Source organism: Actinomyces lilanjuaniae, from assembly GCF_003606385.1.
Taxonomy (GTDB): Bacteria; Actinomycetota; Actinomycetes; order Actinomycetales; family Actinomycetaceae; genus Actinomyces; species Actinomyces lilanjuaniae.
On record NZ_CP032514.1, the window covers coordinates 1,045,918 to 1,069,536 of the forward strand.

A 23,619-nucleotide genomic window follows, 5' to 3' on the forward strand; every position below is an offset into this window, starting at 1 on the left:
GCCCTCCGGGGCGTGGTGTCGTCATGGGTCATGGCGGCAAGTATGCACGCTGCGCTCAGCCCTCGGTCGGCCCCTTCCCGGAGGAGGCATAGATCTGTGACACGACCTCACCGTGCGCACGGAGCACCTCTGTGCGCCTGACCTTGAGCGAGGGCGTGAGCAGGCCGTTGGTCTCGGTGAAGTCCGTGGTCAGCACCCGGTAGGTGCGGATGGACTCGGCACGTGAGACCACCTCGTTGGTGCGGGCCACGGCGCGGTCCAGCGCGGCCAGCACCCGGGGGTGGGAGGCAGCCTCGCTCACGCCCATCTTGGGCAGGCCGTGGTTGTGCAGCCACTGTGGCAGCATCTCGGCGTCCAGCGTGATGAGTGCGGAGACGAAGGGCTCGCCGTCGCCCACGACGACGACCTGGCTGACCAGGGGTGGCCTCGCAGGCGGTCCTCCAGGAGGCTGGGGGCGACGTTCTTGCCTCCTGCGGTGACGATGATCTCCTTCTTGCGGCCGGTGAGGCGGACGTGCCCGTCCTCATCGACCGTTCCCAGGTCGCCGGTGCGGAACCATCCGTCAGCGGTGAAGGCCGCCGCGGTCGCCTCGGGGTCGTTGTGGTAGGCGGAGAAGACGCCCAGACCCCGGGTCTCGACCTCGCCCTCCGGGCTGACCCGGATCTGGTTGCCACACACCGGTGGTCCTACGGTACCGATCTTGTTGAGCCAGGTGGCGTTGACGCATACCGGGCCGATGGTCTCGGTCAGGCCGTAGCCCTCCAGGATGACCAGGCCGATACCGCGGTAGAAGTGTCCCAGGCGCTCGCCCAGGGGGCCGCCCCCCGAGATGACGAACCTGGCGTTGGGGCCCAGCAGGGCGCGGATCCGGCGGTAGACCAGCCTGTCCGCCAGGACCCGGGAGCTGCGCAGGGCGCGGGAGGGGCCCTGTGGGGTGTCCAGGGAGCGGGAGTAGGCGATAGCGACCCTGGAGGCCCAGCGGAACAGCCGGAGTCGGGCGCCGCTGCCCGCCGCGGCGTCGGCGGCGTTATAGATCTTCTCCAGCACGCGTGGGACAGCCAGCACGTAGGACGGCGCGAAGGACTGCATGTCTGCCAGGAGCGTGCTGACGTCGGGGGTGTGCCCCACCACGCCGTCGCCCGCCAGGGAGAGCAGCTGCAGGCAGCGGGCGTAGACGTGGGCCAGGGGCAGGAACAGCAGCAGGCGCACCTCGCTGCCTCGCAGGACGGCAGGCAGGTAGCGCACCCCGTGGTGGGGGATGCCGACCGCGTTGCGGTGGGTCAGCTCGACCCCCTTGGGGCGGCCGGTCGTGCCTGAGGTGTAGATGATGGAGTAGAGGTCGTCGCAGCGCAGTGCCTCGGAGCGCTCGTCCACCTGGGCCAGGCCGACGCTCCTGCCGACCTCGATGAGGTTGGCGACGGCGTCGGCGTCCAGGGCCATGACCTGGACCTCGTGGCCCACCTCTCGGGAGGCCTCGTGCACCAGGTCCGACATCGCGCCCGTCTCGGTCACGACCAGGCGTACCTGAGCGTCGGAGACGATCCAGCGGACCTGCTCCGCCGAGCTGGTCTCGTAGATCGGTACTGACACCAGGCCCGCCCGGGCGATGGCCATGTCCAGCAGGAACCAGCTGTAGGAGGTGCGGGCCATGATGCCCACGCGCTGGCCCGGCTCCAGGCCCATGCTGATGAGGCCTGCGGCCACCTGGGCAACCTCGTCGCCAAAGGCCCTGGCGGACACGTTGCGCCAGCCGCCGCCCAGCGGGGACCTGCGCGCCACCAGGGGACGGTCGCCGCTGCGGGAGACGCGCTGGGCCAGCAGCCAGGGAACCGACCAGTGCGCCTCAGGCTCGAAGGGCACATCGGTGGCACTGACGCCGTCAGTCAGGGAGTGCGGGTAGTCCTGTGGCCGTGCGGCCTCCAGGCTGGGAACGGGGCGAGTGATCACTCGTATATTGTGGCAAGAGCACTCTCCTGCCGAGGCGGCCTGGGGTGAGAGAACCGCGGCGTCCTTATGGAGAAATTCACAGCCGCAGGTCCTTGAGGTTTGGGGGAGCACGGGAGGCGTGCGGGACAGGCGTGGTTCCGGCACCCGGTGAGCCCTGCCTCTGCCTGAGAGCGGTCCGGGTCCGGCCGGGTCCTCCCAGGCCTGGTCGGCACGGTGGCGGCCGGTGCCGGTGCTGGTGCCGTGGTCGAGTTGCCCGGGCACATCAGTGTGTGTACCCTCTGACTGACGCGTCGACGCGCGTCGATATCCAACGACACCCAAGGGGATCTGCGCTGCTGCCGGTCCTGCCTGTCGCTTGTTTCAAGGAGGAAACATGGTCACTCTTCCCCGTCGTCGCTTCATGCAGGGCTCCGCACTGGCCGCCGCTCTCGCTGCTGCGGCAGCCTGCTCCAGCGGCTCAGGTAGCTCGGGGTCCTCCGGGGGCTCCGGGGGCGAGGTCGCTTTCGAGGGCACTGGGCCGATCACGTGGGTCCAGGGCAAGGACAACTCCGGCGGGATGGTCCAGAAGCGTATTGACGAGTGGAACGAGCTCTACCCCGATGAGAAGGTCACTCTCATCGAGCTGTCCGCGGAGGCCGATCAGCAGCGCCAGTCCATGGTCCAGAACGCCCAGACCAACTCCGAGGCCTACGACGTCATCTCCGTGGACAACGTGTGGGTCTCGGAGTTCGCCGCCAACCAGTGGATCGTGGAGCTGCCCGCAGACGAGCTCAAGAACGATGACATTATCCAGCCCGTGTGGGACACCGGCGTCTACATGGACAGGTTCTACGCCATGCCCTTTGCCACCGACGCGCCGGTTATGTTCTACCGCAAGGACCTCCTGGAGGAGGCTGGGGTGGAGGTGCCCACCACCTGGGAGGAGGTCACCGCTGCGGTCGACGCCGTGCGTGCGCTGCCCGGGCACGAGAACATCGGGGGCTTTGGCGGGCAGTGGGCCAAGTACGAGGGCCTGACCTGCAACATCTCCGAGTTCATCCACACGGCGGGAGGTGCGTTCTACGACGACGAGGGCAACCTCGTCATCAACACCCCGGAGACGGTCGCCGGGGTCAAGGCGGCTATCGACGCCTTCAGCGGCGACTACATCCCCACCAAGGCCCTGGAGTGGATGGAGGAGGACGGGCGCAACGCCTTCGAGAGCGACTCCCTTCTCTTCTACCGGCAGTGGCCCTACCAGTACGCCAACAACCTGGAGAACCTCGGTACCGACAAGTTCGACGTCGCCGCGCTGCCCACCATCGGCGGCAACGCCTTTGTGCCCACCCTGGGTGGGCACAACTGCGCTATCACCACCAACTGCCAGAACAAGGCGACCGCCCTGAAGTTCATCAAGTGGTTCACCTCCGAGGACTCCGAGCGCTACGCCCTGGACACCCAGACCCTGGCACCCATCCTCGGCTCCCTCTATGAGGACGAGGAGATGCTGGAGAAGTTCCCCTACCTGCCGATCCTCAAGGACTCCCTGGACGCCGCCAAGGGCAGGCCGCAGGCGGTGGCCTACGGTGACGTCACCGCCGCGATCCAGGACGCGGTCTACCCCGAGCTCCAGAAGGGCGGGTCCGCTGAGGACGCGGTGGCCGCCCTGGAGTCCCGGCTCAAGGACCTGGCCTGAGTCAGCCTGCGCTGCCCGGGACACTCGGCCCGGGCAGCGCAGGCGGCCCTGGTCACCCCCTGGTCATCGTCGTCTCACCGGTAGCACGCAGGCAGCCACGCAGGCAGCAAGGACACTTATGACAGCCACAGCCACCGACGCGCCCGCCCAGCCACGGGCTCGCAGGTCGCGGTCCAAGAACGCCAGGGCGCAGTCGCGCCTGGCCGCCATCCTCATCACCCCGACCATCCTGGTCCTCTCCGTCGTCATCATCTTTCCCGTCTTCCAGTCCATCCAGCAGTCCTTCCGCGGCCGGGCAGGCCTGGACCCGGAGACCGGATTCGTCTCCGACACCGAGCCGTTTGTCGGTCTGGACAACTACACCTCCGTCTTTACCTCAGGCGGTGAGCGCTTCTGGCCTGCCCTGTACAACACCACGCTCTTCGGTGTGGTCACCGTCGTCCTGGAGACCATCCTGGGCGTAGCCATGGCGCTCATCATGCACAGGGCGATGAGAGGACGGGGCATCGTACGCGCCTCCATCCTCATCCCCTGGGCGATCCCCACCGCCGTCTCGGCCATCCTGTGGGGATGGATCTTCAACCAGGAGGGCGTGGCCAACGCCATCTTGGGGCAGCACATCATGTGGGCCTCGGGGGACTGGAGCGCCAAGTGGGCCATCATCATCGCCGACGTGTGGAAGACCGCCCCCTACATCGGCCTGCTCACCCTGGCCGGCCTACAGGTCATCCCTGACGAGGTCTACGAGGCGGCCAAGATCGACGGCGCCAGCGCGTGGCGGCGATTCACCGCCATCACCCTGCCGCTGGTCAAGCCCGCCCTGGTGGTCGCCGTGCTCTTCCGCACCCTGGACGCGCTGCGCATGTTCGACCTGCCCTACATCCTCGTCGGCCCCAGGAGGTCAAGCGTGGAGACCCTGTCCATGCTGGTTCAGGACGAGGCCTCCAACCTGCGCTACGGAAGCGCCGCCGCCTACGCCGTGATCCTGTTCCTGTACGTGTTCATCATCGCCTTCGTGTTCGTCAGGGTCCTGGGTGCGGACCTAGGAGCCTCCACCGAGCCGCCTCGCCGCAGCCGGGGGACCAGGCTTTCCGCCTCCGCCTTCCTGCCCGGCTGGCGCTCGGGCGGGGCCGACTCCCGCAGGATGACACCGGGGCCACCCACCACACCCTGACGACCAGCACCACCACGGCCAGCACCACGGGGAGGACAGCATGAGTACCGCAGCCACGGCAGCCCGGACGGCAGCCTCACGGGCGGGGCGTAGCCGGAGAGGCCCCTGGAGAGCGGACTGGGGCAGCTCCTGTCCACCGGGGGATCATCCTCATCGTCATCTACTGCCTGGCGCCCTTCTACTGGATGTTCGTGTCCTCCCTGAGGCCTGACTCCGAGATCTTCGACAACACCTGGTGGCCGGCCAACCCCTCCCTGGAGAACTACCTGGCCGTCTTCTCCTCCAGGAACAACTTTGGCTCCGGGCTGCTCAACTCCTTCATTGTCTCGGTGACGGTGACCGTGGTGGCGCTGGCCGTGGCCACCTTCGCCTCCTACGCGCTGGCCCGCCTGGACTTCCGGGGCAAGGGGATGCTGCTCATGCTGGTCATCGCCACCGCGATGTTCCCGCTGGTGGCCATCATCGTCCCCCTGCTGCGCAACTTCTCCGCCTGGGGGTGGACCGACACCTACCAGGCGATGATTATCCCCGACCTGTCCTTCTCCCTGCCCCTGGCCGTGTGGAACCTGACCAGCTTCTTCAGGCAGATGCCCCAGGAGCTGGAGCAGGCCGCCATGGTGGACGGCTGCACGCCGGGGCAGGCCTTCCGCCGGGTCATCCTCCCCCTGGCGGCACCGGGCATCTTCACCACGGCCATCATCATCTTCATCGGTGCGTGGAACGAGTTCCTCGTGGCGGTGACCATGATCCAGGAGCCCTCCATGCAGCCGGCCACGGTGCTGCTGTCCAAGTTCACCGGCGCCTCCCAGTTCAACACGCCCTTCGGCTCCCAGATGGCCGCCGGGGTGGTCATGACCCTGCCGCTGGTGGCCATGGTGCTGCTCTTCCAGCGTCGGATCGTGGCCGGCCTGGCCGCAGGAGGCGTCAAGTAGGACCCACAGCTGTCCGGCTCCTCGGTGGTTGTCCGCTGCCCCCGACCCGCTTGCTCCTTGGAGAAGAGATGACCCGCTCTGCCGCACTGCTGGCCCGCACCGACCAGGACGCCTGGTGGCGCGACGCCGTCATCTACCAGATCTACCCGCGCTCCTTTGCTGACGCCGACGGTGACGGCATAGGGACCTGCCCGGTATCCGTGCCCGTGTGCCCCACCTGGTGGACCTGGGCGTGGACGCGGTGTGGCTGTCCCCTTCTATCCCTCCCCGCAGGTGGACGCCGGCTACGACGTCAGCGACTACTTCGACGTCGCCCCGAGTACGGGACCCTGGAGGACTTCGACGCCCTGGTGGCGGACCTGCACCAGGCCGGCATCCGCGTGGTGGTCGACCTGGTGCCCAACCACACCTCGGACCGCCACGAGTGGTTCCGTGCCGCCCTGGAAGCGGGACCCGGGTCCCGCGAGAGGGACCGCTACCTGTTCCGCCGCAGCCCGGGTGCGGCGCCCAACAACTGGGGCTCGCTGTTCGGTGGTCCCGCCTGGCAGCAGGTAGAGCCGCTGACAGGGCGGGGGCAGGATCGGGACTGGTGGTACCTGCACCTGTTCGCTGCCGAGCAGCCCGACCTCAACTGGGACAACGAGGAGGTCCGCGAGTACTTCCGCCGTGTCCTGCGTTTCTGGGTGGAGCGCGGTGTGGACGGCTTCAGGGTGGACGTGGCCCACAGCCTGGTCAAGGCGGAGGGGCTACCTGACGACGAGATCGGTCCGGACCGGTGGAGGGCCGAGGAGGACGCAGTGGGGGAGTCCCCCGCAAAGCAGCCGGACGTCGGCCCCGCCTTCAACCAGCCCGGGGTCCACGAGGTCTACCGCGAGTGGCGCTCGCTCCTCGACACCCTGGCCCCCGACATACTCCTGGTCGCCGAGGCCTGGGTCCAGCCCGAGGAGGAGGCCGCCCTCTACGTGCGCGCCGACGAGATGAGCCAGGCCTTCAACTTCGCCTTCCTGCAGGCGGGCTGGGACGCCGCACGGATGCGGCAGGTCATCGACTCCTCGCTACGGGCCAACGACGCCGTGGGGGCACCCACCACCTGGGTACTGTCCAACCACGACGTGGTGCGCCACACGACCCGCTTCGCCTACCCGCCCGGCACCAGGACCGACCTGGGGATCGGTGCGGGCGACCCGCAGCCTGACACCGCCCTGGGACTGCGCCGGGCGCGCGGGGCCACCGTCTTCATGCTGGGGCTGCCGGGCAGCGCCTACCTCTACCAGGGGGAGGAGCTGGGCCTGCCCGAGCACACCACGATGGAGGACTCCGCGCGTCAGGACCCCACCTGGAGCCGTACGGGGCACGTCGTGCGCGGCCGGGACGGGTGCCGGGTGCCGCTGCCGTGGTCCCAGGACGGACCTGCCTACGGGTTCAACGACACCGGCCGCAGCTGGCTGCCTCAGCCCCAGGGGTGGGGTGAGTACGCCCCGGGAGCCCAGGAGGGGGAGCCGGCCTCCACCCTGGGCCTCTACCGCCGCACGCTGCGGCTGCGCCGTGAGTTGGGGCTGGGACGCGGAGGGGTGAGCTGGCAGGAGGCACCTGAGGGGGTCCTGTCGCTGCGCAACGGGGCTACCGCCGTCGTGCTCAATACGACGGACACGGAGATTCCGTTCAGCAGTCTCGGAGGGAGTGGTCGTCTGGTTCTCACCTCCTGGGGTGAGGATGAGGGCCAGGCTGCCGACGGGCTGGTACTGCCTGCTGGCTCGGCCTGCTGGCTCCAGTCAGCCGAGTCGCCCCGAGCCCAGTGACCGGGTGCTAGGCCGGGTTCGTCTGCACCTGGTGGCCCACTGGTTGCGATGGCCTGGAGGCGGTTGGGGCCGGCCTGTGCCGATCCGCCCGGAGGCGGCTGCCTCGTCCTCAGGGGTGGCACCGTGGGGAACGCGAGCCTGTTGAGCCTGTCGAGGAGGTGCACTGTATGGTGGCTACCCGTGCCGACGTCGCCAGAAGGGCTGGCGTCTCACCGTCCACGGTCACCTACGTCCTCACCGGTGAGCGCCCCACCCGTAGGCAGACTCGTGAGCGCGTCATGCGGGCGGTGCGTGAGCTCGGATACCAGCCCAACACGGCCGCGCGGTCGCTGGCCTCCCGCGTCCCCCGCTCGGTCGGGGTTCTCTTCCGTATGGAGCGGGCCGGCATCGACCTGTCGGACCTGGACTACGTGGACGGGGTGCGCTCGCGGCTGGAGTCCGAGGGCATCCAGGTCTCGGTGCCGGTGCTCCACCGTGACAGCCTCCTGGGTTCCCTGCGCGGCCTGGTGCGTTCCCAGACGCTGGACGCGGCTGTGCTCATGGACGTGACCGTGGGGGACGAGCGGGAGCGGATGCTGCTGGACGAGGAGATGCCCACCGTCCTCATCGGCACCTCCCGGCAGGAGGGCGGGGCCCCGAGCGTGGACGCTGACTTTGAGCAGATGGCTGAGCTGACCGTGAGCCACCTGGCGGGCCTGGGGCACCGACGCCTGGTGTTCCTCATGCGCGGTGACAAGACGCAGAAGGCTAACGCCTACCAGGCCCAGCGCCGTGCCCTGCGCCAGGCGGCGCGACGCCGGGGCCTGTTCCACCTGGAGGTTCCTGTGCCTGAGAACGTGGCGCAGGGGCTGCGGGTCCTGGACAATGACACGCTGGTGGAGGGGTGCACCGCAGTGGTGTCGAATAACCCGGAGGCGATGGGTGGCCTTGTTGCCGCGGCGCTGGCGCGCGGGCTGAGCATCCCTGAGGGCTTCTCCCTCATCAGCCTGGGGGCGACGGGGTTCCGGGACGTCCAGGAGAGACTGGTTAGCGAGGTCAGCGTGGACCGCGCGGCCATGGGCTGTGCTGCCGGGGACCTCATGGTGCGCGTCAGCGCCGAACCGACCTTCTGCGAGCACACCCTCATGGACGGGATTCTCTATGACCACGGCTCGACGGCGCCCCCGTGGCCCCGGCGGGGCTGAGGTGTGGTGGACCCTCTCGAGGATGGTGGGGCTGGGGCATCTCATCGGGTGAGGTCGGGGTCGGGTCTTAGCGGCCCAGGCCTCGGTTGCGTCGGTGTTTTCTGGTGGGGGTCTGGCGTGGGGTGGGGGGCTCCTGGGTTATTCGGGCGGCTCGGGCCTTGATGTCGGCCAGGACCTCCTCGGGGGTGATCTTGTGGCCCGGCCTGCCCGCCCGGGACGGCCTGGGGCCTGCCTGGGGCTGTGGCTGTGCTGGTGGCGTTCGTACGGCGGTGGTGGGCGGGTGGGGGAAGGAGGCCTCGCGCAGGCTGGCGGTGCGGGCGAGGTCGGTCCCGGTGGGTGCCTCGCGCCGGTCCTGGGCCACGTGGGACGCGATCTTGGCCAAGACGTCCTCGCGGGTCAGCGGCCGCGACGGCTGACCTGGGGCGGCACCCGTCTGGGGCGGCTGGCCTGCACGGGGCTGGGCCGTCTGGGGCGGCCGGGTCGTGGCCGAGGGCGCGGGCTCTTGCGCGGGTGGTGGGTGCCAGGGTGGGTGGCCTGCGGCGATGGTGGCGGCGACGTGGCTGGGGGTCCACGGCGGCCCCGGGGGCTGGTGGCAGCCCTCTGGGCCTGGGTGCGCGGCTCCAGGTGGGTGCGCCCGTGTCGCAGGTCCTGAGCCAGGTCGGGGGAGCCGGTGAGGACGGCGCGCACCAGCAGGCGCACCCGGGAACGCTGCTGCGGGGGACCTGGAGGGCGGCCTGCTCCAGGACCGCCACCATGGGCTTGTTCTGGCCGCCGATGGAGGAGTTGACCGCCCCGTGGCCCAGGGAGGGCCAGCCCCCGGCGGTGGTGGCGGGCTGGGAGGGGCCGAAGGTGACCTGGTCGGACTCGTGGAGCACCACCAGCGCCCGGTCCACCTCCCGCGTCGCGGCCCGCGCGTCCTCCCGGGAGAACCGGTGCACACGCCGCAGGTCGCCCACGACCTCCTTCATGAAGTTCTTGCGGGAGTCCCTGGTGGCCTTGGAGGTGGGCTGGCGGCCCTGGGCGCGGTAGGTGCGGATGCCCTCCAGCAGGCGCTCCGCCGACAGCAGGGACAGGGCCGAGAGCTGGCGGTCCAGCTGGCGGGTGAACTCGGAGGCCAGCTCCTGGGTGGCGGGCTGGTAGCCGGTGTGGAAGAACACCTCCACAGGCACCGCCGAGTGCCATGCCAGCGGACTGTCAGGCGCCGCCACCGACCCCTCCCACACCAGCACCGCCTGCCCACCAGCCCGCCCTGGGGTGAACATGTCAGAGGCCACCAGGGCCGCGCCATCGCCGCCGCTGCTGTGGCCGGGGGCGGGGCCGGGCCGCCACCGGCCCCGCCGCCAGGGGTGGCGGGACCAGCAGCGGCGGTGGTGGGGGCGGTGGGGCGCCCGCGCCTGCGGAGCCGGTCCCGCCAGCGCCCGGCCATCAGGAGTCCGTCCCCGGGGCGGGACCGGTGCCACCAGGGCCGCCGGGACCGCCGGGGCCACCGGCACTGCCCGGGCCGCCGCCTGTCTCGTCGCTGCCACCGGTGCCCGGGCCGCCCGCGGCGATGCTGGCGGCGACCTCGGCCGCTGCGGCGGAGAAGTCCTCCACCAGGGTGTGCTCCTGGGCCTGGGCCAGAAAAGTAAGGTGCGCGACCGCGTCCTCAATACCCACCTGGTCCAGGCTGACCCTCCCGGTGAAGCAGTAGGCCGGGGTCAGCCCGTAGACCTGCCCCGCCCCCAGGACCCCCAGGTGCTCGATCGCCCAGTCCACCACCAGAACACCCGTGTCGTCGTCCTCGTCCAGGTCCTCCGACGGGGAGGTCAGCGCAATACAGCCCATGCGCTCACGCATCACCGGGTCGGCCATGTCCCGGGCACTGCCCGCGTGGGGACGCACCCACCCCAGGGCGGGATTGACGTCCAGCGCGGGGCCGGAGACCTCCCCCCACAGCTGCATCTCGCCCGTGGCGTTGCGGGCCAGGCACCACCACCGCTGGCTGGGGAACGGCACCTCCGTGCCCTCCAGCCACGCCTGGACCACCGGGGCCCACCGGAAGGGATCAGTGAACCACCACCGCCCCTGCCCGAACCCGTCGAAGCCGAACCGCTCCCACAGGTGCAGCACCGAGGCGGGCAGCACACCGCCGAAGTAGCCCACGTGCTCGGCGGTGACGGGGGCACCCACACCCATCGGCGCGTACCCCTCCTCCACCAGGTCGTCCATGTTGGCGTCCACCCACTCAGGCGTGGCGTGCAGCCACGCCTCGTCCCACTCAGCCCTGCTCATCCGCATGACCAGACCGTAACCCCCACCACACCACCACCACAACCCCCAGGCACAAGACCCACCCCAGGCACCCCAGACAGGGGCACCCCCACGCGACCCGCACCTGCGCGACCAGCGCCACCGCCCCGGCGTCACGACCCCACCCCGGCTCGTCGGGGCCACCATCCCCGCCCGGGCCGCCGCCTGTCCCGTCGCTGCCACCGGTGCCCGGGCCGCTTGCGGCGATGCTGGCGGCGACCTGGGCGGCGGCGGCGGAGAAGTCGGGGCCCAGGACGTGGTCCTGGGCCTGGGCCGGCCTAGGACCGGGCTGGCCGGGCCGGTGCCTCACCCAGCTCGACGGAGCGGACCCGCACCGGTACCTCCCCGTGACTGTTACCAGCCTCAGCGCCCTGGCTCGTGGCACCGGTGTCCGGGCTGTCGGCAGCCGCAGTACCGCTGTCAACAGGCTCAGTGGCTACGTCCGCGCCCTGGACCGCCCCGGCGACCTTGACGCTGAAGGAGCCGGTGACCTTGGCGGCCTCCACCAGGTCGGAGCGCACCGCCTCCACGGCTGGCTCGTAGTCGGCAGCGACCTCCAGCACGGCGCTGAGGATCGGGGTCCTCTGGCTGGTCCTGGCCTCCGACTTCACCCGCCGCAGCGCGGCCAGGACGGTGCCCGCCTGGGACACCAGGGTGGAGTCCGCACCCTGAGCGGCCTGGCGCAGTGGTGCCGCCTCAGGCCAGGCGGAACGGTGCACCGAGCCCGTGCGGTACCAGCTCCACACCTCCTCGGTGGCGTAGGGCAGGAACGGGGCGAGCAGCCGCACGAAGGTGTCCACCGCCAGCGCCAGGGTGGTCCGGGCGCTGCGCACGGCACCAGCCGTGTGGGTGCCCTCGGCGTCGTTGGCACGGTCCTTGACCAGCTCGATGTAGTCGTCGCAGAAGGTCCAGAAGAACGACTCGGTGACCTCCAGGGCGCGGGCGTGCCCGTAGCTGTCGAAGGCGGTGGTCGCCGCCTCCACCACATCTGCCAGCGCCGCCAGCACGGCCCGGTCAAGGGGCTCGGTCACCTGGGAGGCGTCCAGGCTGGGCGCGGGTGCGGCGGCACGGGCCTCCTCGTCGGCGTCCCAGGGGATCCCCATGGACAGGGCGAACTTGGAGGCGTTGAGGATCTTGATGGCCAGGCGTCGGCCGATCTTGATCTGGGACTCCTCGAAGGCCGCGTCCAGGCCCAGGCGGGCCGAGGCCGCCCAGTAGCGCACGGCGTCGGCGCCGAACTGCTCCAGCAGGCCCATGGGGGTGACCACGTTACCCTTGGACTTCGACATCTTCTTGTGGTCGGAGTCCAGGATCCACCCTGACAGCCCGGTGCTGGCCCACGGCAGGGCGCCGAACTCTAGGTTGGCGCGCACCACCGAGGAGAACAGCCAGGTGCGGATGATGTCCTGTCCCTGGGGGCGCAGGTCCATGGGGTAGACCCGGGCGAACAGGTCCTCGTCGGTCAGCCACCCCGAGGCGAGCTGGGGCGTCAGGGAGGAGGTGGCCCAGGTGTCCATGATGTCCACCTCGCCGACGAACCCGCCGGGTACCCCCCGCTGGTCCTCGGTGTAGCCGGGGGCCGGGTCAGAGGAGGGGTCCACCGGCAGGGCGGACTCCTCCGGGGTGATGACGGCGTCGTAGTCCACCTGGCCGTCGGCGCCCACCCGGTACCACACCGGGAAGGGGACGCCGAAGAAGCGCTGGCGGGAGATAAGCCAGTCGTTGTTGAGGCCTGTGACCCAGTTCTCGTACCGCACCCGCATGAAGTCGGGGTGGAAGGCCAGCTCACGGCCGCGCTCCAGAAGCTCGGCGTTCAGGTCCCTGCCCGAGGCCGGGTTGGTCCAGGCCCTGCCGCCGTTGCGGATGTACCACTGCCGGGAGGTGACGATCTCCAGGGGCTTGTCGCCCTTCTCGAAGAAGTTGGTCTGGCGCACGGTGCGGACCGGCTCCCCGCGCATCTCCCCGGAGGCCGCCAGCGCCTCCACCACCACCTGCCGGGCGGAGAATGCCGTCTTGCCCGCCATGGCCGCGTAGGCCTGGCGGCCCGCCTCCTGAGTGATCCACTGCGGCACCTCGGTCTCGATCCGACCGTCCTTGCGCAGGATCGCCCGCAGCGGCAGGTCCAGGTCCCGCCACCAGTCGATGTCGGTGGTGTCACCGAAGGTGCAGCACATGGCGATGCCCGCACCCTTGTCCATCTCCGCCGCCGGGTGTGCCAGGACCGGGACCTCCACGCCGAACACGGGTGAGGTGACGGTGGCGCCGAACAGGGGCTGGTAGCGCTCGTCGTCGGGGTGGGCCACCAGCGCCACGCAGGCGGCCAGGAGCTCGGGCCGGGTGGTCTCGATGCACACGTCCCTGGTACCCCCCGGGCCGTCCTCGACCGGCGCCCCGGCTGCGGCCGCCTGCGCGGCGACCTGGGCGTCAGTGACATGGAAGGCCAGGCGGTGGTAGAAGCCGGGGTACTCCCGTGACTCCAGCTCGGCCTGGGCTACCGCAGTCTGGAAGGTGACGTCCCACAGGCCAGGGGCAGCGGCCTGGTAGGCCTCACCACGGGCCAGGTTGCGCAGGAACGCGGCCTGGGCCACCGTGCGGGCGCGCGGGCCGATGGTCTGGTAGGTCTGTGACCAGTCCACGCTCAGGCCCAGGCGGCGCCACAGGGCCTCGAACTGGGCCTCGTCCTCCACGGTGAGGCGCTCGCACAGCTCGACAAAGTTCCGGCGCGAGACCGGCACCTGGTCCCGGGCCTTGACCGACTTCCCCTCCCCGCCGGTGTGGGGCGGGGTGAAGTCCGGGTCGTAGGGCAGGGAGGGGTCGCAGCGCACCCCGAAGTAGTTCTGGACGCGGCGCTCGGTAGGCAGGCCGTTGTCGTCCCAGCCCATGGGGTAGAAGACGGCTTTTCCACGCATGCGCTGGTAGCGGGCGATCGTGTCGGTGTGGGTGTAGGAGAAGACGTGGCCCACGTGCAGGGAGCCGGAGACCGTGGGCGGCGGGGTGTCGATGGAGAAGACCTCGTGGCGCTGCGCGTCCCGGTCGAAGGCGTAGGCGCCCTCCTCCTCCCAGCGCTGCCCCCAGGTCTCCTCCAGGCCGTCGGTGCTGACCTTGCCGGGCACGCGCGGGCTGTGGAGCTCGGAGGGGAGGTGGCGGGAGCCCTCGGCGGGCGTGGAGGTCTCAGACATGGGGCAGATTCTGGCACGTGAGGCGGCTCGGCCACGACTCCGGCCTCTGTGAGGTGAGGAGAGAGAGGAGGCTGGGCCACGCCCCGTTGTTCCAGGTTGTGGGTGCTAACCTGGAACAACGGAGCGGTGCTCCAGGTTTGTAGGTTCGTGACGGCGTCGGGACCGGTAGGGGCAGATACTGTGTCAGGAGGAGGTCGGCACGGTGACGCCGACCAGATCGTCCTGCTGCTGGCCGACGCCGTGCAGCGCGCGGTCCTCGCCTCCGAGCGTGCGGCTGACAGGCTGGAGGCTCTTCCCCGGCAGTGGCGCCAGGTGCGCGCTCCGCGCGCTAGATCCGCGGAGGCGGCTCTCCTGGGGGCGCTCCTGGACCACCCGGTCCTGGATGCCGAGGACGCCCGGGAGGTGAGCGGGGCCTCGGTCTCCGCGACCTACGCCGCCCTGGACTCCCTGACCTCGGCGGGTGTCCTGCGGCTGGCGGTTCAGCGCAGGCGCGACCGCGTCTGGGTGGCGGCGGCCGTCATGGACGAGGTCGAGACGCTGCTGGACGAGCTCGCCGCTCCTGAGCGGTGAGCGGGACGGCACTGACGGCGCCGTAGCCACAGTGTCATCTGACGACGTGATCGTGACAGTGTAGGTCGGGAGTAGGTCGGGACAGTGCCCGTCCCGGCGCTCTGGGAGCAGGGAAACACGGACGGAAGGGACGGAAGGGACACTGTCTGGGTGAGTCCGGGGACGTCCAGGTGAACCCGGATGAACGTGGCCCGGGCGAACTTGGTACTCTTGTACCAGGTGCGAGGTCGAGGAGGACCGCCCGCACGCAGGCAGGGACAGGAGGCAGCAGAGGACCCATGGCCGCCACCTCTCGTACGCCACGGGCGTCTCAGGCGACGTCCGTTTCACCCGCTCCGGAGGGCCCTGAGAGCACAGGGAGCCCGGGGCCTGCGGAGACCGCTGTCCCATCTGCGGTCGGGGAGGCTGAGGGTGCCGACTCCCGTCTGCGCGAGTTGACCGAGCAGGTGGGTGCCCTCACCCGCAAGAACAACCACCTGGCCAGCGCCTTGCGGGCGGCACGCACCGAGCTGGCCACCCTCCACGACGACGTCAAGGCCCTCCAGGCCCCGCCCCTGGCCCACGCCACCGTGCTCGCCGTTGACGCCACCGAGCGCACCGCGGACGTCTCCCTGGCGGGTAGGCGCCACCGGGTGGGGGTGGGGCCGGGCGTCATCGCCTCCACCCTGGCCCCCGGCACCGACGTGGTCCTCAACGAGCACCTGGTCATCACCGCCGTGGCCCCGGCGCCACGCTTCGGTGACGTAGTCACCGTCAAGGAGACCTACGCGGACTCCACCGTGCTGGTGCTGGCCCGTCACGACGAGGAACAGGTCCTGGCCCTGTCCGAGGAGCTGGAGCGTGCACGGCCCCGGGTGGGTGACGCCCTGGTGGCGGACCTGACCGCGCGCATGGCCATGCGCGCAGTGGTGCGTGCCGAGGTCGAGGACCTGCTCCTGGAGGAGGTGCCTGATGTCTCCTACACCGATATCGGTGGCCTGGGTGGCCAGATCGACCTCATCCGCGACGCCGTCGAGCTGCCGTTTCTCCACCCCGACCTCTACCGGGAGCACCGCCTGGCCCCGCCGCGCGGCGTGCTCCTCTACGGCCCGCCCGGATGCGGCAAGACCCTCATTGCCAAGGCCGTGGCCGCCTCCCTGGGGCAGGGCAGCGGCCAGGACTCCTACTTCCTCAACATCAAGGGCCCCCAGCTGCTGGACAAGTACGTGGGCGAGACCGAGCGGCGCATCCGCGTCATCTTCGCCCGCGCCCGGGAGAAGGCCGCCGAGGGGATCCCCGTGGTCGTCTTCTTTGACGAGATGGACTCCCTGTTCCGTACCCGCGGCTCGGGGCGGTCCTCGGACGTGGAGACCACCGTGGTGCCCCAGATGCTGGCCGAGATCGACGGCGTGGACGAGCTGGACAACGTCGTGGTCATCGGCGCCACCAACCGGGAGGACATGATCGACCCGGCGATCCTGCGGCCGGGCCGCCTGGACGTCAAGATCCACGTCGCCCGCCCTGACGCTGACGGTGCCCGGGAGATCCTGGCCACCTACCTCACCGAGGACCTGCCCCTGCGCGAGGACCTGGTGGCTGCCCACGGCTCGCCGGCGGCGGCGGTGGCCGCCCTGGCCGACGACGTCGTGGCGCGGCTCTACACGCGCACCACCGCCACCGAGATGGTCGAGCTGAGCCGTGCCGACGGCGAGGTGGAGATCCTCCACGTTGCCGACCTCGTCTCCGGGGCGATGCTGGCCAACATTGTGGACCGCGCCAAGAAGGCGGCTGTCAAGGAGCTGGTGACTACCGGTGCGCGCGGCCTGGGGGCCGGGCACCTGGAGCGCGCCGTCGTGGAGGAGATCGTGGAGAACGAGGGACTGCCCGCCACCGTCCACCCCGACGACTGGGCGCGCGTGGCAGGACGGCGCGGTGCCGCGGTAGTGTCCATGCGGGTGCTCCAGCGGGAGCGTGCGCTGTGAGCCGGGGCGCGCTGTGGCACGGTGTGAGTGTGCCGCGTGCCTGGAGCCGTGCCCGGGACCCGTGAGCCGCCCGGCTGCACGCAGGTAGTGAGACAGGCAGCCCAGCCCAGCCCAGCACGCAGACAGACAGCACAGCAGAGTCGACCTGACAGCCTGACCCGCCAGGAGGCACCCATGAGTGAGTTCGCCCAGCCCTCGCGCTCCCACCACGACGACCCCGCGCCCGACGACACCCCGCCCCCGCCCCGCGGGCCCGCCCGCGGCCAGGACCTTGACTCTGTGCTTGACGTCATCGACGAGGTCCTGGCGGTGGATGCCCAGGAGTTTGTTCGCGGGTTCGTCCAGAAGGGTGGCCAGTGAGCCGCCCGGAGAGCCTCCCAGGCACAGGGATGGCCAGCCGCCCCGGGCGCGCCACAGGTCTGGAGACCGAGCTGGCTGTGGTCTGCGCCCCGCTGCGCGGGGCGGTCGGGGCCAGGGCAGACGCGCCCACCGGGCGCACGGGTCCTGCTGAGTCGGCGGACTCCACTGGCTCCACAGGGCCAGCGGACCTTATGGGGGCGCAGGAGGCCGCCGCCTTCCTGCTGCGCCACCGCCCTGAGGGCTACCGCTCGGACAACCTCTTCCTGCCCAACGGGGGGCGGCTCTACCTCGACGTCGGCTCCCATCCGGAGTACGCCACCGCGGAGTGCGCCACCGTGCGCGACCTGGTGGCCCAGGACCAGGCCGGGCGCGCGCTCCTGGCCGCCATGGCGCGGCGGGCCACCACCACCTTGTCGCGCCGCGGCACGCCCGCACGCATCCACGTCCTGGCCAACAACACGGACTCCGCCGGGCACACCTACGGCTGCCACGAGAACTACTCCGTGCCCCGCAGCCTGGACATTGAGGCTGTGATGCCGGTGCTCGCCTCCTTCCTGGCTACCCGGCCCGTCCTGGTGGGTACCGGGGTACCGCTGCCCGGGGGCGCGCCCGGCCAGGAGGGCCACGAGCTGCCGGGCCGGGACACCCGGGGGGACCAGGTGGACCTGCCGGAGGACGCCTGCTGGGGGCTGTCTCCGCGCGCCCCTCATCTGCGCGCCCTGGCCTCGGCGGACACCACCGGGCAGCGGGCCCTGGTCAACACCCGTGACCAGCCCCACGCCGACCGTAAGCGCCTGCGCCGCCTGCACGTGACCTGCGCGGACACCACCATGGCCGAGCCCACGGCGGGCCTGCGCAGCGTGCTGACCCTCCTGCTCCTGGACGCCCTGGAGGCGGGGGAGGACTTCTCTGACCTGGTCCTGGCCGATCCTCTGGCGGTGCTGGGCCGCCTGGGCACCAGTGCCTGGGGCGAGGCCGAGGCGCGCACCTGCCAGGGCCGCGAGCTCAGTGCCGTCGACGTCCAGGAGGCCTTCGCCGAGCGGCTGGCACGCCGTCTGGAGACCGAGGGCACTCCGCCCGCCCTGGAAGGGGCCGACCACCTGCTGCGTGACCTCGCCCCCAGGGTGGTTACCGCCCTGCGCACCCGTGACGCCAGCGGCATCGACACCGAGATCGACTGGGCGGTCAAGAGGCGGGTCATGCGGGCACATCGTGCGCGCCACCCTGATCTGGGCGGCAGGACCCTGGAGGTACTGCGCACCCGGGTGGACCTGGCCTACCACGACCTGGACGCCGACACCGGCCTGACCGCGCGGCTGCGCCAACAGGGTGGTCTGGCCAGTCTGTGCGACCCGGAGGAGACGGCCCGGGCCCGCACCCAGCCCCCGCCCACACGGGCCGCGCTGCGTGGGGAGTTTGTCCGGGCCTGCCTGGCCCGGGGGGCGGACTTCTCGGTGACCTGGGAGAGCCTGCGCCTGGACTCCCCGCCCACCACGCCAGTGGACCTGCCCGACCCCCTGGCCAGCCAGGACGACGCCGCCCAGGCGCTGACCGAACGGGTGCGCAGCCTGAGCCGCCGCGAGATGCGCCTTATCGACCTGCCTGGCCGCTCAGGCCTGGGGGTGCCGGGCTGACAGACCTGCCAGAGCTGGCAGGACGGACGGGTAGAGCGGGAGAGATGGCGTTGTGCCTGGCTGCTGGCGGTCCACGGCCTGGAGGTAGCGGCGCGCCACCAGTTCCGCCAGGCCCGGGTGCCCTCCCACAGGATCAGCCACGATGTCGGCCCCTGTGGTGCCCAGCGCCTGGTGGAAGCGCCCCTGGGCCAGCAGGTAGGTGGCGACGCCCACCCGGGCGGCCCCGCGCCGTCGGGCGGAGCGGACCGCCTGGGCCACGCTGGGTCCCGACGCGGACAGGTAGGCCGTTGTCACCGGCAGGCCCAGGAGCTGAGACAACCTGGCTGAGACGGCCTCAACCTCAGCCAGTGCCGCGCGGTTGCGCGACCCTGCGGCGCCCAGGACGACGTGGTCCAGCGCCTCGGTCCCGCCCAGGTGCCGTGCCGCCTGGTCCAGCCTCTGGGCGACCACCGTGACCACCTGGCTGTCACTCCCCAGGTGGGCGGTCACCGTCCCCGAGCCGTGTCGGTGGACGGCAGCGGGGACGTCGTGGAGGACGTGGTAGCCCCGGGCCAGGAAGAACGGAAGAACCACAGGGCCGGTGAGCCCCTCCAGAGCCGCCTCGGGCCCGGGCTCCTGCAGGTCGACGTAGCCGGAGCGCACCTCGACCCGGGGCAGCGCCGTGCGGACCTGCTGCACGGTGCGGGCCAGCGGTGGGTAGCGTGCGGGGCGCCTCGACCCGTGGGCCAGCAGGACCAGGGGCGGCTGGCTTCCACGCGCCGCGCGGCTGGTGCTGCTCATACGCCGGCCTCCTGTCGCTGGGGGCGGCGGGACAGGCTCGTGGTCGCCCGGCCTGTCTGCCTGGTGTGGGAGCGGCTGACAGCCACAGACAGCAGGACCAGCCAGGTGGGTACCAGCAGCGTGTAGGTGATGGCGTAGGCCTGTGCTGAGGCCTCAGCCCAGGCCAGCAGGGTACGCAGGTTCGTGGCCACAATGAGGCCGCCCACCGCGGCGCCCAGGACGCCCGTGGGCAGCCTGGCCACCAGCCAGGCCGCCACCGGCGCGGCCACCAGCCCGCCTGCCAGCAGTGCCGCCACCACGCCAGGACGGATACCGGTGCCGCCCAGCCCGGCGAGGAAGCCGAGGGAGGCCGCTACGGTGACGAGGAACTCCGAGGCGCTGACCGAGCCCACCACCGTGCGGGGGGCCGTCCTGCCCGAGGACATGAGAGCGGTGGTGACTACCGGTCCCCAGCCGCCGCCCCCGGTGGCGTCCAAGAACCCGCCTACGACTCCTAGCGGCGCCAGGAAGCGGGTTCGGTGCGGGCACGTGCGTGTCCCGCCCTGCCGCGCAGGACGCAGTGTGAAGCGTGCCAGCACGTAGACCCCCAGGACGGCCAGGAGGGTGGCCGTGACCGGGGTGGCCGCCCGGACCGGCAGGCGGGACAGGATGCTCGCTCCCAGGAAGGCCCCCAGCGCCCCGGGCAGGCCCAGGCGGGCCACCAGACGCATGTCGGTGTTGCCCAGGCCCCAGTGGGAGGCGCCGCCAGCCAGCGTGGTACCGATCTCAGCGAGGTGGACGCTGGCGGAGGCCGTGGCCGGGCTCAGCCCGGCCAGCAGGAGCAGGGAGGAGGATGTGAGCCCGTACCCCATTCCCAGGGTGCCGTCCACCAGCTGTGCGACCAGGCCGAAGACGGCCAGGAGGACAAGTGCGCGCATGGTGAGAGCTCCTTCAGTCAGCCGTGGGCCCAGCTGTGACCCGGTCCGCCCAGGCCGGGCTGACCGTGACGACGTCGCCGATGACGATGACGGCCGGGGCGCTCACGCCAACCCTGGCTGCGACGTCGGGCAGGCACCGCAGCACCGTGGTGGTCACCCGCTGGTCAGGGTGGTAGCCGCGCTCGATGACGGCCACGGGTGTCGCCGGGTCGTGCCCGGTCTCAAGCAGCACCCCCACCGAGGCCTCCAGGTGGGTGACCCCCATGAGCAGGATGAGGGTGTGGTCCCGCCTGCGGGGCACCTCCCCGAGGTCGGCGTGGGCGGTGACCACGGTGAACCCGCGGGACAGGCCCCGGTGGGTGACCGGGATGCCCGCGGCTGCGGGCACGGCCACGGCGCTGGTCACCCCGGGTACGACCTCCACCGGCACACCTGAGCTGCGGCAGGCAGCCGCCTCCTCGCCCCCGCGTCCCAGGACGTAGGGGTCGCCACCCTTGAGCCGGACCACACGCTGGCCCCTCAGGGCGCGCTCCACCAGGACGGCGTCAATGTCGCGCTGGTCCATGGTGTGGCTGCCCCGTCGCTTGGAGGCGTCAATGATCTCTGCGCCGACCCCTGAGGCGCCGCCTGCCGGTCCCGGGAGGCCCTTGTCGAGCAGGGCACGGGGGGCCAGGGCGTCGGTGACCACGACGTCAGCCTGGGCGAGCAGCCGCTGGCCGCGGACCGTGATGAGGTCGGCGGCACCGGGCCCTCCGCCGATCAGTGCCACCCAGCCCTGGGAGCCAGGCCCGGTAGCCCGGTGGTGGGCAGGGAGTCTGGAGGTGTCCCGTACGGCGCTCACGGCAGGACCATCCCAGCTTCCGGGGGCGCTGGGTCGGGCTGCGCGCCGTGGGGCAGACGGGCCATGCCCGCCGCCAGGGTCACCCCGTCCTGAGGGTCGATGAGGAGGAAGGCCCCGTCGCGGCGGGAGACGGAGTAGTCCTCCACCGGGACGGGGGAGGCCAGGCGCAGCCGGACGCGGCCAATGTCGTTGAGTACCAGGGAGGTGGTCGGTGTGGTGGTCAGGTCGTCGAGGTCGAGGCGTCCCTCGACCTCCTCCACGAGGGCCTGGACGGTCTGAGTACCGTGCCTGAGCAGCACCCGGGTGCGTGGCCGCAGCGGGTCCTCGCTCAGCCAGGCGAGGTCGGCCTGAAGCCTGCGTACAGGCTGGGGCGGCATGCTGGCGCAGGCCAGGGTGTCCCCGCGGGCGAGGTCGATGTCGTCGGCCAGGCGTATCGTCACCGACTGCCCGGCTGAGGCCTCGCCCAGTCGGGTGTCGGCCAGGTCGATGCTGGCAACGGTGGAGCGCCTGCCACTGGGCAGCGCTACCACCTCCTCGCCCACCCGCACACGGCCGGAGGAGACCTGGCCCGCGTAGCCGCGGTAGTCACGCAGCTCCTCGCTGGGGGCCGCGGTCTGCGGGCGGATGACCATCTGGACCGGCATGCGGAAGGGCAGTCCTGCCTCCTCGCCCTGAGCGGGCAGGGTCTCCAGCAGGCCCAGGAGGGTGGGGCCTGTGTAGAAGGGGGTGCGCTGGGAGGCCTCCACCACGTTGTCCCCCAGCAGCGCGGAGGTGGGTAGTGTGCGTACCTGCCTGACTCCCAGCCCGGAGGCGACCTCGTGAACCTGGGTGTCGACCTCCTGGTAGGCCTGGGCGGAGAACCCCACTAGGTCGATCTTGTTGACCGCGACCACCACGTTGGGCACGCGCAGCAGCGCGGCCACCGCCAGGTGCCTGCGGGTCTGCTCCACCACGCCGTGGCGGGCGTCCACCAGCAGCACCACGACGTCGGCGGTGGAGGAGCCGGTGACCGTGTTGCGGGTGTACTGCACGTGACCGGGGCAGTCAGCCAGGATGAAGGAGCGCCGCGTGGTGGCGAAGTAGCGGTAGGCGACGTCAATGGTGATGCCCTGCTCGCGCTCGGCCCGCAAGCCGTCGGTGAGCAGAGCGAGGTCCGCGCTGGTCAGCCCCCTGTCGAGGCTGACCTGCTCGACGGCGGCCATCTGGTCGCGCAGCACCGACCTGGAGTCCAGGAGCAGGCGGCCCACGAGCGTGGACTTGCCGTCGTCGACGCTGCCGGCGGTGGCCAGGCGCAGCAGCCCGCCGACGGGTGAGTGCTGGGTCGGCTGGTCGGCTGGCGCCTGCGGCGGGGCCGACTGGGCTGGTTGGGCCAGGGTGTCCATCAGAAGTAGCCCTCCTTCTTGCGGTCCTCCATCGCGGCCTCGCTGAGGCGGTCGTCAGCACGGGTGGCGCCCCGCTCGGTCACAGTGGAGGCGGCGACCTCGACGGCGACCTCGTGGTTGGTGGCGGCGCGGGACAGAACCGCGCCGGTGCAGGACATGTCGCCCACAGTGCGGTAGCGCACGGTGCGGGTGACCACCTCCTCCCCGTCCCGCGGCACGGTCACGGGAGACACAGCCACCCACATGCCGTCGCGGGAGACGACCTCGCGCTCGTGGGCGTAGTAGAGGCTGGGCAGCCTGATGTCCTCACGCTCGATGTAGCGCCACACGTCCAGCTCGGTCCAGTTGCTCAGCGGGAAGACCCGCACGTGCTCACCCGGGCGGTGGCGGGTGTTGAACAGGTTCCACAGCTCGGGGCGCTGGTTACGCGGGTCCCACTGGCCGAACTCGTCACGCAGGGACACCACGCGCTCCTTGGCCCGCGCCCGGTCCTCGTCGCGTCTGCCGCCACCGAAGACCCCGTCGAACCCTCCGTCGGCGATGGCGTCCAGCAGGGGAAGGGTCTGGAGGGGGTTGCGGGTGCCGTCAGCCCGCTCGCGCAGGCGGCCGTCGTCGATGTAGTCCTGCACCCTGGCGACCACCAGCCGCAGCCCCAGCTCACGGACAACAGCGTCACGATAGTCCAGGACCTCGGGAAAGTTGTGACCGGTGTCCACGTGCAGCACGGGGAAGGGGACGGGCGCTGGCCACAGGGCCTTGCGGGCCAGGTGGAGCAAGACCACGGAGTCCTTGCCGCCAGAGAACAGCAGCACGGGACGACGGCACTCGGCGACCACCTCCCGGATGACCAGGATCGCCTCGGCCTCCAGGGCCTCCAGGTGGTCCAGGTGCCCGCGTCCCGTGGGAGGGCCGCTCGGCTGCCTGACCGGGGCTGCTGTCTCACTCGATGTCGTGGTCGTACTCATCGTTCTCCGGCTCTCGTGGCTTGTGGATGC

At 71.2% G+C, this 23,619-nt stretch carries 16 protein-coding genes and 3 pseudogenes; 9 read left to right on the plus strand and 10 right to left on the minus strand.

Translation table 11 applies throughout. The annotated features are described in order from the left end of the window. Nucleotides 1-55: 55 nt before the first annotated feature. Nucleotides 56-1,947: pseudogene (locus D5R93_RS04495) on the minus strand (AMP-dependent synthetase/ligase). A gap of 373 nt (nt 1,948-2,320) precedes the next feature. Here D5R93_RS04495 and D5R93_RS04500 point away from each other — a divergent pair. The 5 genes and pseudogenes from D5R93_RS04500 (at nt 2,321) to D5R93_RS04520 (ending at nt 8,711) form a co-directional block, all read left to right on the plus strand. Then, the gene (locus tag D5R93_RS04500) at nt 2,321-3,622 is read left to right on the plus strand and encodes an ABC transporter substrate-binding protein (protein ID WP_120204038.1); all 1,302 of its coding nucleotides are present in this window, start codon (nt 2,321-2,323) and stop codon (nt 3,620-3,622) included. A gap of 118 nt (nt 3,623-3,740) precedes the next feature. After that, nucleotides 3,741-4,796 carry a carbohydrate ABC transporter permease gene (locus D5R93_RS04505; protein WP_120204041.1) on the plus strand — a complete coding sequence of 352 codons (1,056 nt, stop codon included), beginning with the start codon at nt 3,741-3,743 and terminating at the stop codon, nt 4,794-4,796. A gap of 105 nt (nt 4,797-4,901) precedes the next feature. Continuing rightward, nucleotides 4,902-5,728 (plus strand): annotated as a pseudogene (locus tag D5R93_RS04510) (carbohydrate ABC transporter permease). Between the two features lie 68 nt (nt 5,729-5,796). Further along, nucleotides 5,797-7,527: pseudogene (locus D5R93_RS04515) on the plus strand (glycoside hydrolase family 13 protein). A gap of 167 nt (nt 7,528-7,694) precedes the next feature. Further along, complete coding sequence (locus D5R93_RS04520) at nt 7,695-8,711, plus strand: LacI family DNA-binding transcriptional regulator (RefSeq protein WP_120204046.1); 1,017 nt, start codon at nt 7,695-7,697, stop codon at nt 8,709-8,711. Nucleotides 8,712-8,752: 41 nt separating this feature from the next. Here the strand turns inward: D5R93_RS04520 and D5R93_RS04525 are convergent, their stop codons facing one another. The 4 genes from D5R93_RS04525 to valS are packed head-to-tail and all read right to left on the minus strand — an operon-like array spanning nt 8,753 to nt 14,179. Next, a complete protein-coding gene (locus tag D5R93_RS04525) occupies nt 8,753-10,237 on the minus strand; it encodes a polymorphic toxin type 15 domain-containing protein (RefSeq protein ID WP_162933832.1) in 1,485 nt (494 codons plus the stop codon). After that, a complete protein-coding gene (locus tag D5R93_RS04530) occupies nt 10,137-10,988 on the minus strand; it encodes a GAD-like domain-containing protein (protein ID WP_162933833.1) in 852 nt (283 codons plus the stop codon). The genes D5R93_RS04525 and D5R93_RS04530 overlap by 101 nt, the downstream gene beginning before the upstream one ends. After that, on the minus strand, nt 10,969-11,310 hold the full coding sequence (locus tag D5R93_RS13165) for a hypothetical protein (protein ID WP_162933834.1): 342 nt from the start codon (nt 11,308-11,310) through the stop codon (nt 10,969-10,971). The genes D5R93_RS04530 and D5R93_RS13165 overlap by 20 nt, the downstream gene beginning before the upstream one ends. Continuing rightward, nucleotides 11,279-14,179: a valine--tRNA ligase gene (gene valS, locus D5R93_RS04535; RefSeq protein WP_120204053.1), complete on the minus strand. Its 2,901-nt coding sequence runs from the start codon at nt 14,177-14,179 to the stop codon at nt 11,279-11,281. Before valS ends, D5R93_RS13165 begins: the two co-directional genes overlap by 32 nt. Before the next feature lie 147 nt (nt 14,180-14,326). On the opposite strand from valS, the gene D5R93_RS04540 reads away from it, so the two are divergent. The 4 genes from D5R93_RS04540 (at nt 14,327) to D5R93_RS04555 (ending at nt 18,704) form a co-directional block, all read left to right on the plus strand. Further along, the gene (locus tag D5R93_RS04540; RefSeq protein ID WP_162933835.1) at nt 14,327-14,749 is read left to right on the plus strand and encodes a hypothetical protein; all 423 of its coding nucleotides are present in this window, start codon (nt 14,327-14,329) and stop codon (nt 14,747-14,749) included. A gap of 278 nt (nt 14,750-15,027) precedes the next feature. Continuing rightward, on the plus strand, nt 15,028-16,710 hold the full coding sequence (arc, locus tag D5R93_RS04545) for a proteasome ATPase (protein WP_120204057.1): 1,683 nt from the start codon (nt 15,028-15,030) through the stop codon (nt 16,708-16,710). Nucleotides 16,711-16,884: 174 nt separating this feature from the next. Further along, a complete protein-coding gene (locus tag D5R93_RS04550) occupies nt 16,885-17,070 on the plus strand; it encodes a ubiquitin-like protein Pup (RefSeq protein WP_120204060.1) in 186 nt (61 codons plus the stop codon). A gap of 29 nt (nt 17,071-17,099) precedes the next feature. Further along, nucleotides 17,100-18,704: a proteasome accessory factor PafA2 family protein gene (locus D5R93_RS04555; protein ID WP_120205801.1), complete on the plus strand. Its 1,605-nt coding sequence runs from the start codon at nt 17,100-17,102 to the stop codon at nt 18,702-18,704. On the opposite strand, the gene D5R93_RS04560 is transcribed toward D5R93_RS04555, so the two are convergent. The 5 genes from D5R93_RS04560 to cysD all read right to left on the minus strand — a co-directional run bounded on the left by D5R93_RS04560 (nt 18,681) and on the right by cysD (nt 23,589). Further along, nucleotides 18,681-19,484 (minus strand): sirohydrochlorin chelatase, encoded by an 804-nt coding sequence (locus tag D5R93_RS04560; RefSeq protein WP_120204063.1) that lies wholly within the window; start codon nt 19,482-19,484, stop codon nt 18,681-18,683. The genes D5R93_RS04555 and D5R93_RS04560 overlap by 24 nt on opposite strands. Then, nucleotides 19,481-20,401: a sulfite exporter TauE/SafE family protein gene (locus tag D5R93_RS04565; RefSeq protein ID WP_120204065.1), complete on the minus strand. Its 921-nt coding sequence runs from the start codon at nt 20,399-20,401 to the stop codon at nt 19,481-19,483. Before D5R93_RS04565 ends, D5R93_RS04560 begins: the two co-directional genes overlap by 4 nt. 13 nt (nt 20,402-20,414) lie before the next feature. Then, nucleotides 20,415-21,170 (minus strand): uroporphyrinogen-III C-methyltransferase, encoded by a 756-nt coding sequence (gene cobA, locus D5R93_RS04570; RefSeq protein WP_120205804.1) that lies wholly within the window; start codon nt 21,168-21,170, stop codon nt 20,415-20,417. A 68-nt stretch (nt 21,171-21,238) separates the two neighbouring features. Beyond that, nucleotides 21,239-22,624: a sulfate adenylyltransferase subunit 1 gene (locus D5R93_RS04575; protein WP_120204068.1), complete on the minus strand. Its 1,386-nt coding sequence runs from the start codon at nt 22,622-22,624 to the stop codon at nt 21,239-21,241. Further along, nucleotides 22,624-23,589 (minus strand): sulfate adenylyltransferase subunit CysD, encoded by a 966-nt coding sequence (cysD, locus tag D5R93_RS04580; protein ID WP_120204071.1) that lies wholly within the window; start codon nt 23,587-23,589, stop codon nt 22,624-22,626. The genes D5R93_RS04575 and cysD overlap by 1 nt, the downstream gene beginning before the upstream one ends. Nucleotides 23,590-23,619 lie beyond the last annotated feature (30 nt).

Coding starts and splice junctions, on each gene's coding strand:
- D5R93_RS04500 (WP_120204038.1), top strand. CDS start 2,321: ATGGTCACTCTTCCCCGTCGTCGCTTCATGCAGGGCTCCGCACTGGCC.
- D5R93_RS04505 (WP_120204041.1), top strand. CDS start 3,741: ATGACAGCCACAGCCACCGACGCGCCCGCCCAGCCACGGGCTCGCAGG.
- D5R93_RS04520 (WP_120204046.1), top strand. CDS start 7,695: ATGGTGGCTACCCGTGCCGACGTCGCCAGAAGGGCTGGCGTCTCACCG.
- D5R93_RS04530 (WP_162933833.1), bottom strand. CDS start 10,988: ATGCGGATGAGCAGGGCTGAGTGGGACGAGGCGTGGCTGCACGCCACG.
- valS (WP_120204053.1), bottom strand. CDS start 14,179: ATGTCTGAGACCTCCACGCCCGCCGAGGGCTCCCGCCACCTCCCCTCC.
- arc (WP_120204057.1), top strand. CDS start 15,028: ATGGCCGCCACCTCTCGTACGCCACGGGCGTCTCAGGCGACGTCCGTT.
- D5R93_RS04550 (WP_120204060.1), top strand. CDS start 16,885: ATGAGTGAGTTCGCCCAGCCCTCGCGCTCCCACCACGACGACCCCGCG.
- D5R93_RS04555 (WP_120205801.1), top strand. CDS start 17,100: ATGGCCAGCCGCCCCGGGCGCGCCACAGGTCTGGAGACCGAGCTGGCT.
- D5R93_RS04560 (WP_120204063.1), bottom strand. CDS start 19,484: ATGAGCAGCACCAGCCGCGCGGCGCGTGGAAGCCAGCCGCCCCTGGTC.
- D5R93_RS04565 (WP_120204065.1), bottom strand. CDS start 20,401: ATGCGCGCACTTGTCCTCCTGGCCGTCTTCGGCCTGGTCGCACAGCTG.
- D5R93_RS04575 (WP_120204068.1), bottom strand. CDS start 22,624: ATGGACACCCTGGCCCAACCAGCCCAGTCGGCCCCGCCGCAGGCGCCA.
- cysD (WP_120204071.1), bottom strand. CDS start 23,589: ATGAGTACGACCACGACATCGAGTGAGACAGCAGCCCCGGTCAGGCAG.